Here is a 13,511-nt window from a genome sequence, read left to right as displayed (position 1 = left end):
GCACGCCCGAAACTCGCCGCCGAACGCAACCGCCTGAACAGAACAACGCAAGCATCCCCGCCGCAGCATGCTGTCTCCCGCACCATGTTCGTGATTTGAAGGAGTGCCACACCGTGTCCGAGGTACGTCTGTCCGTCGAGCCGCGCACCGAGTTCGGCAAGGGCGCCGCGCGTCGCACGCGTCGCGCCGGCAAGATCCCCGCCGTGCTGTACGGCCACGGCTCGGACCCGCGGCACTTCGCGCTGCCGGCCATCGAGTTCGCCCGCGTCGTGCGCGAGAACGGCTCGAACGCCGTCATCACCCTCGCCATCGAGGGCTCCGACGAGCTCGCGCTGACGAAGACCATCGTCGTGCACCCGCTCAAGAACTACATCGAGCACGTCGACCTGCTGGTCGTGAAGCGCGGCGAGAAGATCGTCGTCGACGTCCCCGTCGTCGTCACCGGCAACCCCGGCCCCGGCGGCCTGGTCAACCAGGACGTCGACACCCTGCAGGTCGAGGTCGAGGCGCTGCACATCCCCGAGCAGTTCGAGGTCTCGATCGAGGGCCTCGAGATCGGCTCCCAGGTCCTCGCGGGCCAGGTCGAGCTGCCCGCCGGCGCCACCCTGGTCACCGACCCCGAGTCGCTGGTCGTGGCCGTCAACGAGCCGCAGCGTGAAGAGGCCGGCGACGAGGCCGACGAAGCGGGCGAAGAGTCGGCCGAAGCCGCCGAATAGCTCCGCCTTCCTCCCCGCCACCACCCTCAACGGAGGAGCTTCGCTCCACTGTTACCGTTTCCGCGTGACCGAAGACGTACCCGGGGCCGGCGAGCTGATTCTGCTCGCCGGCCTTGGCAATCCAGGGCCCCAGTACGCCGGAAACCGGCACAATGTCGGTTTCATGGTGCTGGACGAGCTGGCCGCCCGCATCGGGGGCAAGTTCAAGACGCACAAGACCGGCGGCGAAGTCCTCGAAGGCCGGCTGGCCGGCCGCCGCGTCGTGCTGGTGAAGCCGCGCTCGTACATGAACCTCTCCGGCGGCCCGGTGGTCGGCGCGGCGCGGTTCTACAAGGTGCCGCCGACCGGTGTCGTGGTGGTGCACGACGAGCTGGACGTCGATTTCGGCGCGCTGAAGCTGAAGTTCGGCGGCGGCGACAACGGCCACAATGGACTCCGCTCGATCACGAAGTCGATGGGCACCCGTGACTACTACCGCGTGCGCTTCGGCATCGGCCGCCCGCCCGGCCGCCAGGACCCGGCGGACTTCGTGCTGAAGGACTTCTCGACGGTCGAGCGCAAGGAGCTCCCGTTCGAGGTGGACCGGTGCGCGGACGCGACCGAGGCACTCGTCGGCACCGGCCTGGCGGCCGCGCAAAACGCCTTCCACGCGGGCTGACATGGGTGGGATGGTGAAGCCATGACCCCTGACGAAGTCCGGGCGATCGCTTTCGGCAAACCCCGGTTCGGCCGTCGCGGCTACAACGAGGACGAGGTCGACGCGTTCCTCGACCTGATCGCCGAGGCGCTGTCCGGCCGCAACATCCTGACCGCGGACGACATCCACTACGTCGAGTTCACGATCATGCCGGTCGGCATGCGCAGCTACGACCAGGCCCAGGTCGACCTGTTCCTGGACGAGGCCGAGGCGGCTCTGGTGGAGCTGCGCAACCCGCGGCCGGTGGTCGAGGAGCAGCGTCCGCAGGGCCCGCGGAAGTGGTTCGGCCGCACCTGAGCGGTGTGAAACCGGCCACACAGCGCTGCGTAGTCCCGGCTCACTCACAGGCGGACGGCGTCCGCCCGTCGGGGTGAGCTTCGAGGTCCACCCCTTCCGGGGGAGCCTGTTCGCGGACTAGGACGGTGTACGGCAGTTCGCACCGCCCAACCCCGGAATCGGAGAGTTGCATGTCGTTCACCGCCGAAGACCTCGCCGAGGTCACCTTCGGTAACGCCCCGATCGGCCGCCGTGGCTACGCGAAGCACGAGGTCGACGAGTTCGTCCGGCGGATCGCCAAGACGTTCGCCGAGGAGGACGACCTGACCGCCGCCGAAGTGCACCACGTGATGTTCTCGAAGCCGCTGATCGGCAAGCGCGGCTACGACGAACGCGAAGTCGACGAGTTCCTCGACTCGGTGGAGGACCAGCTCGCCGCCCGCACCGGCCACGCCCCGGACCTGCCGGGCGCCCGCACCCCCGCCGAAGCCACCGCCGACCGCGCCACCCCGCCGACCCTGCGAGCCGAACGCCTCCAGCAACGCTAGAGCGGAGCTTTCACGTGAAAGCTCCGCCCCCAGGTGGGAGCTTTCACGTGAAAGCGACGCGTCAGGCGTCGGCGTTCTTCTTGATCTTGTCCGCGAACTGGGTCGCCGTGGCCGCGCGCTTGACCTTGCCCGACGGCGTCTTCGGCAGGCTGCCCGCCGGGAGCACCACCACCGCGTACGGGCGCATGTCGACCGCGTCGCGGACCCGGGCCGAGACCTGCTTCATCAGGTCCTTCTCCGCCTCGGCGTCGCCCGCCAGCTTCGACTCGACGACCACCGCGAACCGCTCGCGGCGGCTGCCCGCGTCGAGCCGGACCGCCACCGCGTTGCCGGCCCGCACGCCCTCGACCGAGGTCGCCGCGCGCTCGATGTCCGTCGGGTAGAGGTTGCGGCCGCCCATGATGATGACGTCCTTGCGGCGGCCGCAGATGACGATCTGGCCGTCGACCAGGTAGCCGAGGTCGCCGGTGTTGAGCCAGCCGTTCTCGTCCTGCGTGGCCAGCGGGCCGTCCATCGTCAGGTAGCCGGGCGTCACGGCCTCGCCGCGCAGCCGGATCTCGCCGACTTCGCGGTCGCCGACGCGCTGCCCGGCCTCGTTCACGATCTCCGCCTCGAGCCCGTCCAGCGGACGGCCGAGCAGCGCGAACGACCGGACGTCGTCGGTGCCGCGCCGCGGGTCGCCCTCGGGGACCGGCACCGCGCGGTTGTCGGCTTCGAGCGCGTCCGCTTCGACGACGTCGAGGGTCAGCCCGGTGAACAGCGGCGCGAACGAGACGGCCAAGGTCGCCTCGGCCATGCCGTAGGCCGGGAAGACGCATTCCGCCGGCATTTTGAACCGGGCACCGGCGTCGACGAACGTCTGGACGGCGGTCTCGTCGATGGGCTCGGCACCGTTGAGGGCGATGCGCAGCTTCGAGAGGTCGAACTCGTCGTCGTCCTCGACGCGGGCCATCCGGCGCCCGACGATCGCGTAGGCGAAGTTCGGCGCCGCGGTGGTCGTGCCGTGGTACTTGGTGATCAGCCGGGGCCAGATCAACGGCCCGGAAAGGAACTCGACCGGCGTGATCTTGACGAGCTCGACGCCGAAGGTCATCGGCACGGTCAGGAAGCCGACCATGCCCATGTCGTGGAAGGTCGGCAGCCAGGACACCATCACGTCGACGTCGAAGTCGAACTCCGCGCGGTCGACCATGGCCTTGACGTTGGAGTACAGGTTGCCGTAGGTGATCCGCACGGCCTTCGGGTCGGCGGTGGAGCCGCTGGTCAGCTGCAGCAGCGCGGTTTCGCCCTCGTCGGTGACGACGACGTCTTCGAGCGGCTCGGCGCCGGTCAGCTCGCTGATCAGCCGGTAGCCGATGCCCTTCTCCGCCAGCACCGGCGCCAGCTGGTCGAACGGCTCGCCCAGCAGCACCAGGTTCGACCCGATCATGCCGAGCACCCGCACGGTGTCCTCGGCCCACTCGGCCAGATCGGTGCGCGGCGTCGGCTGGTGCAGCATGGTGACGCTGCCCCCGGCCAGCCACACGGCCTGCACGGTCGGCGCGATCAGCACCGGCGCCGCGGCCAGCACCGCGACGGCACCCCCGCGTTCGAACCCGCCGGCCACCAGCCCGCCGGCGATCCGCCGCGCTTCCTGGTGCACCTCGGCCCAGGTCCGCCGGACCGGCTCCTTCGGCTCCCCCGTGACCATGCCCCGCTGCTGTCCCCGCCCCGTCGCGGTGGCGACCAGCGTGTCCACGAACCTGCTCATGGCGGGAACATTACTGTCTCGGCGTCAACATCCGCCCGCCAACGCGGAAACCGGGCCCCGCAGCCAGCTGTCGACTTGGCGCTGCCCCCGCAACCGGACGACGACGAGAAGACCGGACGTTGTGGTCGCGGTCGGTGAAGAAGGTGCACAGCGGCCCTTCGACGTTGCCCCCGGGGATCTTCGAACCCCGGCCGACGCGATGGCACGGCGAGCGGTTGACGAGCCGGTCATCGTCGGCGCGGGGCTGATCGAGCCGACTTGCCACGTCGAGGGGCCGAGCAGCCGGGTCATTCGAGCAGTTCGGACGTCTCGAGCCAGCGGCCCTCGACGTCCTCGATCTCGCCCTGCACGCCCTTCAGCTCGGCGTTCAGCTCCATCAGCTTCGCCGGGTCCGTCGCCGCCGCCAGCAGGGAGGCGTGGAGCTTCTCCTCCTTCGCGTGCAGCTGGTCGAGCTTGCGCTCCAGCCGGCCGAGTTCCTTCTGCGCCGCACGCAGGTCCGCCGCGGACTTCTTCGCCTCCACCTTCGCCGCGGACGGGGCCGGGCCCGTGACCTCCTTGTCGGCCGAGCGGCGGTTCAGGTACTCCTCGATGCCGCCCGGCAGGTGGGTGATGCGGCCGTCGCCGAAGAGGGCGACGATCGTGTCGCAGACGCGTTCCACCAGGTAGCGGTCGTGCGAGACGACGACCATCGTGCCCGGCCAGCCGTCGAGGAGGTCCTCCAGCTGCTGCAGCGTATCGATGTCCAGGTCGTTCGTCGGCTCGTCGAGGAGCAGCACGTTCGGCTCGGCCATGAGCAGGCGGCACAGCTGCAGCCGGCGCCGCTCGCCACCGGACAGGTCGCCGACCGGGGTCCACTGGCGGGCCTGGGGGAAGCCGAGCTTCTCGCCCAGCTGCGACGCCGTCATCTCCTGCTTGCCGAACACCACGCGGCCGGCCACCTGCTCGATCGCCTGCAGCACGCGCAGGTCGCCGGGCAGGTCGTCGAGCTCCTGGCGCAGGTGCGCGAGCGCGACCGTCTTGCCCTCGATCCGGCGGCCGGTCGACGCCTCGACGTCGCCGCCGAGCAGCTTCAGCAGCGACGTCTTGCCCGAGCCGTTCACCCCGACCAGGCCGATCCGGTCGCCCGGGCCGATGCGCCAGGTGACGTGGTCGAGCAGCGTCCGGTCGCCCACCGCGTACGTCGTGTCTTCCAGCTCCAGCACCGTCTTGCCGAGGCGCCGCTTGGCGAACGCCTGCAGTTCCACGGAATCGCGCGGCGGCGGGACGTCGGCGATCAGCGCCTCGGCCGCTTCGACGCGGTAGCGCGGCTTCGACGAGCGCGCCTGCGGGCCGCGGCGCAGCCACGCCAGCTCCTTGCGGGCCAGGTTCTGCCGCTTCTCCTCCGCCGTCGCCGCGAGCCGCGCGCGCTCGGCGCGGGCGAAGATCCAGTCCGCGTAACCGCCTTCGTACTGCTCGACGCGGCCGTTCGCGACCTCCCACGTCAGGGTCGCGACGGTGTCGAGGAACCACCGGTCGTGCGTGACGACCACGACCGCGATCCGGCGCGCGAGCAGGTGGTCGGCCAGCCAGCGGACACCTTCGACGTCCAGGTGGTTGGTCGGCTCGTCGAGCACGACGAGGTCGAGCTCCCCGGTCAGCGCGGCGGCCAGGGAAACCCGGCGCCGCTCGCCACCGGAGAGGTTCGCGGTCGGCTTGTCCAGCCCGATCGCGGTGATCCCCAGGCCGTCCACAATGGACCGGACGCGCGCGTCGGCGGCCCACTCGTGCTCGGCGCCGTAGCGTTCGAGGACGACGTCGGCGACCGTGCTGCCGTCCGGCAGCTCCGTGCGCTGGGTGACGACCGCCATCCGCAGGCCGCCGACGTGGCTCACCCGCCCGGAATCCGGCTCGGCGAGTCCGGAAAGGACTTCCAGGAGCGTGGTCTTGCCACCGCCGTTGAGCCCGACGACGCCGATGCGCTGCCCGGCCGCGACTCCGAGCGACACGCCGTCCAGGAGCGGGCGGATCCCGTAGGACTTGCTCACCGACTCCAGGTTGACCAGGTTGGCCATCCGCTCAGCCGATCCTCTCTACGATGACGAACCGCGTCGCCACGACCTGCGTCGTGTCGTCCACGGTGAATTCCGGATCCTCCATGGCGGCGCGCATTTCGGCGCTCTGCCAGAACTCCTCGTGCCCGGCACGCCACTCGGCGACGCTCGTGAAGCCCTCGCCTTCGCCGATCGCGTGCTGGAGGTCCACTTCGGACAGTGGGAGAACGCGCACCTCGGCGGTCTCGATGACCGCGACCCCGGCGCCGGCGGAGTCGAGCACGAGTTCGCGCTCGCCCACGGAAGGCAACGCCTCGCCCGCCCGCTCGTATTCCACCAGCAGTGCGGAGGTCGTCGTCTTTTCCCCGGCCAGGATCGCCGCGACCAGCTTGTCGCGCAGCGGGCCGGGGAACGCGAATTCCGCGTGCTTCACGCGTGCACCCGCGGCGGCGCCGGGCGGGGTGCGTCGTCGCCGCCGACCACGCGGGCGCCGGGGACCGGGCCGTGGGCCACGCGGACCGTGCGGCAGACGCCCGCGCCCGAGAGCTCCGCGGCGACCTCCACCGCCGACTGCGCGTCTTCGCAGAGGAACGCACACGTCGGGCCGGAGCCGGAGACCGTGCCCGCGAGCGCGCCCGCGTTGACGCCGGCCCGGAGCGTGCGGCGCAGCTCGGGCCGCAGCGAAACCGCCGCCGCCTGGAGGTCGTTGCCCAGCAGGAGCGCCAGCTGGCGCGGGTCGCCCGAGGCCAGCGCTTCGACGACCGGGGTGTGCGAACCGATCCGCGGCGGGTTGCCCGCCGCGCGCAGCCGGTCCAGCTCCTTGAACACCTTCGGCGTCGACAGCCCTTCGGAGTCGAACGCCAGCACCCAGTGGAAGGTGTGCCGCGACAGCACCGGGACGAGCTGCTCGCCGCGGCCGGTGCCCAGCGCGGTGCCGCCGTAGAGCGCGAACGGGACGTCGCTGCCCAGTCCCGCCGCGATGTCGGCCAGCTCGTCGCGCGTGACGTCGAGGTTCCACAGCGAGGCGAGCCCGACCAGGGTCGCCGCCGCGTCGGCGCTGCCGCCCGCCATGCCGCCGGCGACCGGGATGCCCTTGCGCAGCACCACCCGGACCTTCGGCTCGCCGGTGCGCCCGACGTGCGCGGACAGCGCTTCGACCGCTCGCCAGGCCAGGTTTTCCGGGCCGGTCGGGACGGTGCGTTCGCCCTCGCCGTAGACCTCGATGCCAGGCTCGTCGGTGACCGCGACGGTCACTTCGTCGGTCAGCGACAGCGCCTGGAACACGGTCACCAGCTCGTGGTAACCGTCTTCGCGCAGGTCGTCGACCGAAAGGTGCAGGTTGACCTTGGCCGGGACCCGGACGGTGACTGGGGGCGGAACTACGGCGAGCACCCGACCAGCCTACGTGTCCGTGTTCCGACCAGGAGAAAGGATGTCGAGCCCGACGGCGAGCGCGACCTCGGGCGGGGTTTCCGGGCCGCCTTCGACGCTGGTGAGCTGCACGGCGACCAGCGCGAGCCGCGCGCGCAGGCTCGCCTCGGGGGCGTCGGACCCGCCGCAGAGCAGCTCGTGGAGGCGGAGCATCCGGTCCGCGAGCCCGGCGCCCGCGGCGATGGCCTTCAACGCGGTCGCGTTGCGCTGCACCAGGCCGATGACCGGGCCGAACCGGTGCTCGACCAGCCCGGCGTACTCGGTGAGCAGCCGGTCGGGCCGGGTCTCGCGCCCGAGGAGGTCGTCGAGCGCCGCTCCCCAGTCCTCCAGGAGGCTCGTGACGATGTCCTCCTTCGTGCGGAAGTGGTAGTACAGCGCGGCTTTCGTCACCTCGAGCCGCTCGGCGATCTCCCGCAGCGAGCTGCCCTCGTACCCCTGCTCGGCGAACAGTTCGAGCGCGACGCGCTGGATGCGTTCGCGCGTGTCGGTGCGCCGCCCGGCCATGCTCCGCTCCTCAACTTACTTGACGGCCGACTAGTAATCACTTAGCTTGGCATTGCTTGTCGGCCGACAAGCAATGCATCCGCAGCTTACCCCGGGGGTTGACCATGACCACAACCGCGCCACCGCGCGTCGCGGGCCGTTGGCTCGCGCTCGCCGCACTGGGCCTGGCCCAGCTGATGGTCGTGCTCGACACGACCGTCGTGAACATCGCCCTGCCCTCGGCCCAGCGCGCGCTGGGTCTGTCCGACACCGGCCGCCAGTGGGCGATTTCGGCGTACACGCTGGCGTTCGGCGGCCTGCTGCTGCTCGGCGGGCGGCTGGCCGACCGGTTCGGCCGCCGCACCACCCTGCTCGTGGGCATCGCCGGGTTCGCCGTGGCGTCCGCGGTCGGCGGCGCGGCCCCTTCGGGCGGCTGGCTGATCGGGGCGCGGGCCGCGCAGGGCGTGTTCGCCGCGCTCCTCGCGCCGTCGACGATGTCGCTGCTGACCCTCACCTTCACCGACCCGCGCGAACGCGGGAAGGCGTTCGGGATCTTCAGCGCCATCACGATGTCCGGCTCCGCGCTGGGACTCACCGTCGGCGGCGCGCTGACGCAGTTCCTCGACTGGCGCTGGAGCCTCTACGTCAACGTGCCGGTCGCCGTGCTCGCCGGGCTGGGCGCCTGGTTCGCCGTGCCGCCGACGGCCGCGCACCGCGGCACCCGGCTGGACTGGACCAGTGCGGCGCTCAGCTGTGGCGGCGTCGTGCTGCTGGTGCACGCACTGTCCGAAGTGGCCACTCAAGGATTTTCCCTGCCAGTACTCGGTTTTCTGGCCCTGTCGGCGCTCCTGCTCGGCTGGTTCGTGGTCCGGCAGGCCCGGCACCCGCACCCGCTGCTGCCGCTCGCGGTGGTGCGCGACCGCGCTCGCGCCGTCGCCTACCTGACGGTCGGGGCGGCGTCGTTCGGCGCGTTCGGGATGTTCCTGTTCCTGACCTACCAGCTGCAGGTCGTGATGGGCTACGGCGCGCTCGCCGCGGCGCTGGCGTTCCTGCCGACGCTGGGGGCGAACATGCTGACGTCGACGCAGCTTTCGGGACGGCTGCTCCCGCGCGTCGGCCCGCGGCCGCTGCTGGCGGGCGGGTTGTTCGTGCTGGCCTGCGGGCTCCTGGCGGCCACGCGGCTGACGCCGGACGCGTCCTACGCCGGGGTCGTCCTGCCGATGCAGCTGCTGCTCGGCGTCGGGGCCGGGCTGTGCATGCCGGTGGTGCTGAACGTCGCCACCCGCGACATCGGCGCGCGGGACGCGGGCGCGGCCTCGGCGTTCGTGACGACGTCACAGCAGGTGGGCGCTTCGCTCGGCACCGCGGCCCTGAACACGATCGCCACCGCGGCCTCGGCGGGCCTCACGACGCCGTCGGCGATCGTCCACGGCTACACGACGGCGTCGGCCTGGGCGGCGGCCCTCGTCGCCGCGGCCGCCCTCACCGCGCTGCTGGTCCTCCCGCGCGGCACCCGGTAAAAGCCGTGAAGGCCTCCTTACCGGCTTTTATGCCCGGCAAGGAGGCCTTCACGGATGTTCGGGTCAGGCGGCGACGACGGCCTGGGGGCCGCGGGCGGTCTGGGTGACGTGGCCGCCGCGCTCGGCGACCCACGCCAGCGCCGCGTCGGCGCGCTCGCCGCGGACGCCGAGGCGGAAGCGGCCGACCGGGGTGTCGCCGATCCGGGTCAGGCCGCCGCCGATGGTGGCGAACTCGACGTCGAAGCGGCCGGCGGCCTCGGGCAGCAGCGCGCCCACCGACGCGAAGCCGACCAGCACGACGTCGACCGAGCGGTCGTAGCGCGCGTTCTGCGATCGCGGGGTTTCGATGGTCGGCAGCAGCGCCTGCGCGGTGCGGCTGCCCGGGTTCGAGATCAGGTCGAGCACGGTGCCGCGCTCGACGACGGTGCCGTCTTCCAGCACCGCGACGTCGTCGCAGAGCCGGCGGACGACGCCCGCGTCCGGCGTGGTGACGACGACGGTGACGCCCAGCTCGGAGCGGGCGCGGTCGAGCACGGTGAGCACCGAGCCGGCCTCCTCCGGGTCGATCCCGGCGGTCGGGTCGTCGGCGAGCAGCACGGCGGGCGCGGCGGCGAGCGCCTTGGCGACCGCGACGCGGCGGAGCTGACCCGCGGTGAGCTCACCGGGACGCTGCGCGGCGCGCGGCGTCAGGCCGACCAGGTCGAGCAGCGAGCCGACCCGGCTGCGGCGCTGCGGGCCCTCGACACCGAGCTGCTCCAGCGGGGAAGCGATGTTGCCGGCGATGGTGCGCTCGGCGATCAGCTCCGGCTTCGACGAGACGACGCCGAGCTGACGGCGGATTTCGCGGAGGCGGCGGCCGTCGAGCGTGCCGGTGTTGAGGCCGTCGAGGCGGACGACCCCGCGGTCGGGGCGCTCCTGCAGCGCGATGCAACGGGCCAGGACGGACTTGCCGGAACCGGCCGGGCCGACGACGCCGAACAGCGAGCCGGCCTGGACGTCGACGCTCACGTCACGCAGGGCGACGACGGAATTTCCGTTGGTGGCAAAGGATTTGGACAGGTTTTCGACGGTGATCACGACAGCTCCAGAAAAACAGGGCGCAGCGCACGAGGGCGCGCCCGGCCGCAAGCGAGTGTCCGTCCGCAGTGGACGGTGCGTTGAGAAGGGTGGGACGGCTCAGACGAAGCTCAGCGCGAGCGGCGACATGCGGAGACGGAGCGGCGGCCTTCGTCGACAACGCGGCGCCTGGTCAGCAGCAGGGGGCGAGCTACCCTCTTCATCGAAAACGGCCTCCATCGGTCCTGGCGGTAGCACCTGCCCTGTGGAGGGTGGTTGCTGCGACTTCGGCGAGCCAGGTCTCTCGGTCGCTCGGGATGGACGTACTGAGTTAAGCCGATCCCACGGAGCGAAAGCAAGCCCGTTGGCCCACATCACACGACTGGAGGTGTCGCAGTCACGAGGTGACGGCGAAAACGTGCAATTTTCACCGTCTCCACTGTGGTGGATTCAGCCGTGGACCTGCGCGCGGGCGGCGATCCGGGCGAAGTCGTGCACGTCGAGCTGCTCGCCGCGGGTCTTCGGGTCGATTCCGGCGGCCGTCAAGAGCTCGCCGGCCCGCTCGGCCGAGCCCGCCCAGCCCGCGAGCGCGGCGCGAAGCGTTTTCCTGCGTTGGGAGAAAGCGGCGTCCACCAGGGTGAAGAGACTGTCCCGGTCTTCGGACGCCGGCTGGTCGCCGCGTTCGAACGCGACGAGCGCGGAGTCCACGTTGGGCACCGGCCAGAACACCGACCGTGGCACCGCGGCGACTTTCCGTGCGGGACCGTACCAAGCGAGCTTGACGCTCGGGACGCCGTAGATCCGGCTGCCCGGCCCGGCCGCCATCCGGTCGGCGACCTCGGTCTGCACCATGACGAGCCCGGACCGCAGCGACGGCACCTCGGCGAGCAGGTGCAGCACGACCGGCACGGCGACGTTGTACGGCAGGTTGGCGACGAGCGCGGTCGGCGCGCCCGGCAGGTCGTCGTTCGCGACGCGCAGCGCGTCGGCCCCGACGACGGTCAGCCGCTCGGCGGCGTCGGCCCCCCGCTCGGCGACGGTCTCGGGCAGCCGCGCGGCGAGCTTCGGATCGATCTCGACGGCGACGACCCGCGCCCCGGTGGCGAGCAGGCCCAGCGTCAGCGACCCGAGCCCGGGCCCGACCTCGAGCACGACGTCGTCCGGCCCGACGTGCGCGAGCTCGACGATCCGGCGGACGGTGTTGGGATCGTGCACGAAGTTCTGCCCGAGCTTCTTGGTCGGCCGCACGTCCAGCTCGGCCGCCAGCCCGCGGATTTCGGCGGGTCCCAACAGTTCAACCACCGGTTGAGCTTACCGAGGGTGTTCCGGCCGCCCGTGGAGGGCGGCGGCGGATCTTGCCGAGTGCTTTTTCCCGCACGCGAAAAGGCCCCCGCCCACGAGGGGCGGGGGCCGTTCCGAAAGCGCTGTCAGGCCTTCTTGCCGCAGACCGGCCAGGCGCTGTAGCCGCCACGCGCGTCGCGGACCTTCTCCGCGATCGCGATCTGCTGCTCACGCGACGCCTGGCTCGGCAGGTTCGCGTACGCGTCGCCGCCGTAGGCGTCCCACGTGCGCTTGTCGAACTGGAGGCCGCCGTAGTAGCCGTTGCCGGTGTTGATGGCCCAGTTGCCGCCCGACTCGCACTGCGCGATGCGGTCCCACGCGGAGCCGTCGCCGATGGCCGGGGTCGGGGCTTCCTTGGTGCCGACGTGGATGATCTTCGGCTTCGGCTGGGTGATGACCTGCTCGGAGATGCTCTCGCGAGCGACCTCTTTGCCGTTCTTCTGCGTGACCTTGTAGGTCACCATCTTCTCGCCCGGCGTGCCCGGGTCCTCGACCGAGGTCTTGCCCTTGGCGAGGTTCGGGTCGTCGACCTTCTGCTCGGGCGGGTCGATGGACTCCTTCTGGACGACCGTCGAGACGCCGGTGCGGCTGATGTGCACCTCGGCGCCGTCGGTCAGCTTGACGTCCAGACCGCCTTCGGCCTGGTCCTCAGGGCCCAGGGTGAGCTTGTACTCGCCCAGGAACTCCTTCGTCGTGACCGCGGTCGTCTTCACCTGCTTCGGCGCGTTGGCGCCGTCGTACAGGGTGATGTTCTTGAGGGTCTTGATCTCGACGGTGGCGCCCTGCAGGGGCAGCTCGCCGTCCTTCGGCATCGACATCCACGTGCCGGGCTTGTCGACGCCGGTCATGCCGAGCTGGCTCAGCGCGTCGCCGAGGTGGGTCGCGCGCACCCAGGAGGTGTGCTCCGCGCCGTCGACGATCATCTTCAGCTGGCGGCCGCGCTCGAGCTTGATGACGCCGCCGTCGCCGACCTCCGCCTGCGGGGAGGGCGAGAGCGAGTCGTGCTCGCCGACGGACAGGCCCGCGTCCTCCAGCACTTCGCCGACGGTGTCGCCGAAGGAGTGGATGGTCTGCTGCTGGCCGTCGACGTCGACGGTGACGCTCTTGTTCATCGCCAGCGCGGCCGCGCCGCCGCCGGCGATGCTGATCATGACGCTGAGGACGGCGCCCTTGAGGAAGCGGCGCTTCCAGACCTTGGTGGTCTCGCGCAGGCCCTCGTCCAGTGCGGCGCGCTTGGCCTGCGGCGACGCCGTGCGGTCCGCCTCGACGGCGTCCGGGATGACGATCGGGGGCAGGTACGTCGTCTCAGCGTTGATGAGCCGGATCAGTTCGTCGACGTCGACGTCGATCTCGGCCATCATCGCGTCGGCGTCGGGGCCGAGCGCGGCGAGGATGTCCTGCTGCGTGATGTTCGGGTCGTCGGAGAAGTCGAGCTGACCGTACGCGGTGTCCTCGAAATAACTGCGCTCGAGGACGGCGGAGCGCGCTCCAGCCTGTCTGCTACCTGTCACCGGGGATCGTTCCCTTTCACGAGACGACGGTCGGGGGCGCCGTCTCTACGACTGGGCGTGACGATCGGAAGCTGCTGAGCGCAGGCCCGACCGGCACGATCACGGGACAGTAACGGGTCCCGCCGGGTTGCGCAAACACCCCCCGGAGTGTC

At 71.3% G+C, this 13,511-nt stretch carries 13 protein-coding genes and 1 riboswitch; of the genes, 5 read left to right on the top strand and 8 right to left on the bottom strand.

The annotated features are described in order from the left end of the window. The first annotated feature begins 113 nt into the window (after nucleotides 1-113). From H4696_RS39680 to H4696_RS39665, 4 genes are all read left to right on the top strand, one after another. Nucleotides 114-716: a 50S ribosomal protein L25/general stress protein Ctc gene (locus H4696_RS39680; protein ID WP_086857158.1), complete on the top strand. Its 603-nt coding sequence runs from the start codon at nucleotides 114-116 to the stop codon at nucleotides 714-716. 64 nt (nucleotides 717-780) lie between these two features. After that, entirely contained in the window at nucleotides 781-1,374 is a 594-nt protein-coding gene (pth, locus tag H4696_RS39675) for an aminoacyl-tRNA hydrolase (RefSeq protein WP_086857159.1), read from the top strand. A gap of 21 nt (nucleotides 1,375-1,395) precedes the next feature. Continuing rightward, nucleotides 1,396-1,710, top strand: coding sequence for a DivIVA domain-containing protein (locus H4696_RS39670; protein WP_086857160.1), 315 nt, complete (start codon nucleotides 1,396-1,398; stop codon nucleotides 1,708-1,710). A 170-nt stretch (nucleotides 1,711-1,880) separates the two neighbouring features. Further along, complete coding sequence (locus H4696_RS39665) at nucleotides 1,881-2,237, top strand: DivIVA domain-containing protein (protein ID WP_086857161.1); 357 nt, start codon at nucleotides 1,881-1,883, stop codon at nucleotides 2,235-2,237. Between the two features lie 61 nt (nucleotides 2,238-2,298). On the opposite strand, the gene H4696_RS39660 is transcribed toward H4696_RS39665, so the two are convergent. From H4696_RS39660 to H4696_RS39640, 5 genes are all read right to left on the bottom strand, one after another. Beyond that, nucleotides 2,299-3,987, bottom strand: coding sequence for a fatty acyl-AMP ligase (locus tag H4696_RS39660; RefSeq protein ID WP_086862392.1), 1,689 nt, complete (start codon nucleotides 3,985-3,987; stop codon nucleotides 2,299-2,301). A 287-nt stretch (nucleotides 3,988-4,274) separates the two neighbouring features. Then, entirely contained in the window at nucleotides 4,275-6,038 is a 1,764-nt protein-coding gene (locus H4696_RS39655; RefSeq protein ID WP_086862391.1) for an ABC-F family ATP-binding cassette domain-containing protein, read from the bottom strand. A 4-nt stretch (nucleotides 6,039-6,042) separates the two neighbouring features. Beyond that, a complete protein-coding gene (locus H4696_RS39650; RefSeq protein WP_086862390.1) occupies nucleotides 6,043-6,450 on the bottom strand; it encodes an ASCH domain-containing protein in 408 nt (135 codons plus the stop codon). Continuing rightward, nucleotides 6,447-7,409, bottom strand: a complete 963-nt coding sequence (locus H4696_RS39645) for a 4-(cytidine 5'-diphospho)-2-C-methyl-D-erythritol kinase (RefSeq protein ID WP_086862389.1) — start codon at nucleotides 7,407-7,409, stop codon at nucleotides 6,447-6,449. Before H4696_RS39645 ends, H4696_RS39650 begins: the two co-directional genes overlap by 4 nt. A gap of 9 nt (nucleotides 7,410-7,418) precedes the next feature. Continuing rightward, the gene (locus H4696_RS39640; protein ID WP_086862388.1) at nucleotides 7,419-7,952 is read right to left on the bottom strand and encodes a TetR/AcrR family transcriptional regulator; all 534 of its coding nucleotides are present in this window, start codon (nucleotides 7,950-7,952) and stop codon (nucleotides 7,419-7,421) included. Between the two features lie 104 nt (nucleotides 7,953-8,056). On the opposite strand from H4696_RS39640, the gene H4696_RS39635 reads away from it, so the two are divergent. Then, nucleotides 8,057-9,451 (top strand): MFS transporter, encoded by a 1,395-nt coding sequence (locus tag H4696_RS39635; protein ID WP_192782787.1) that lies wholly within the window; start codon nucleotides 8,057-8,059, stop codon nucleotides 9,449-9,451. A 63-nt stretch (nucleotides 9,452-9,514) separates the two neighbouring features. Here the strand turns inward: H4696_RS39635 and H4696_RS39630 are convergent, their stop codons facing one another. The 3 genes from H4696_RS39630 to H4696_RS51060 all read right to left on the bottom strand — a co-directional run bounded on the left by H4696_RS39630 (nucleotide 9,515) and on the right by H4696_RS51060 (nucleotide 13,359). After that, on the bottom strand, nucleotides 9,515-10,528 hold the full coding sequence (locus tag H4696_RS39630; RefSeq protein WP_086860542.1) for a methionine ABC transporter ATP-binding protein: 1,014 nt from the start codon (nucleotides 10,526-10,528) through the stop codon (nucleotides 9,515-9,517). A 212-nt stretch (nucleotides 10,529-10,740) separates the two neighbouring features. Next, nucleotides 10,741-10,831: riboswitch (SAM riboswitch) on the bottom strand. Between the two features lie 126 nt (nucleotides 10,832-10,957). Further along, a complete protein-coding gene (gene rsmA / locus H4696_RS39625; protein ID WP_086860544.1) occupies nucleotides 10,958-11,809 on the bottom strand; it encodes a 16S rRNA (adenine(1518)-N(6)/adenine(1519)-N(6))-dimethyltransferase RsmA in 852 nt (283 codons plus the stop codon). Nucleotides 11,810-11,934: 125 nt separating this feature from the next. Further along, a complete protein-coding gene (locus H4696_RS51060; protein WP_086860545.1) occupies nucleotides 11,935-13,359 on the bottom strand; it encodes a resuscitation-promoting factor in 1,425 nt (474 codons plus the stop codon). Nucleotides 13,360-13,511 lie beyond the last annotated feature (152 nt).

Origin of the sequence: Amycolatopsis lexingtonensis (assembly GCF_014873755.1) — a bacterium.
GTDB classification, from domain to species: Bacteria; Actinomycetota; Actinomycetes; order Mycobacteriales; family Pseudonocardiaceae; genus Amycolatopsis; species Amycolatopsis lexingtonensis.
This window is presented reverse-complemented; position numbering and strand designations above follow the sequence as displayed.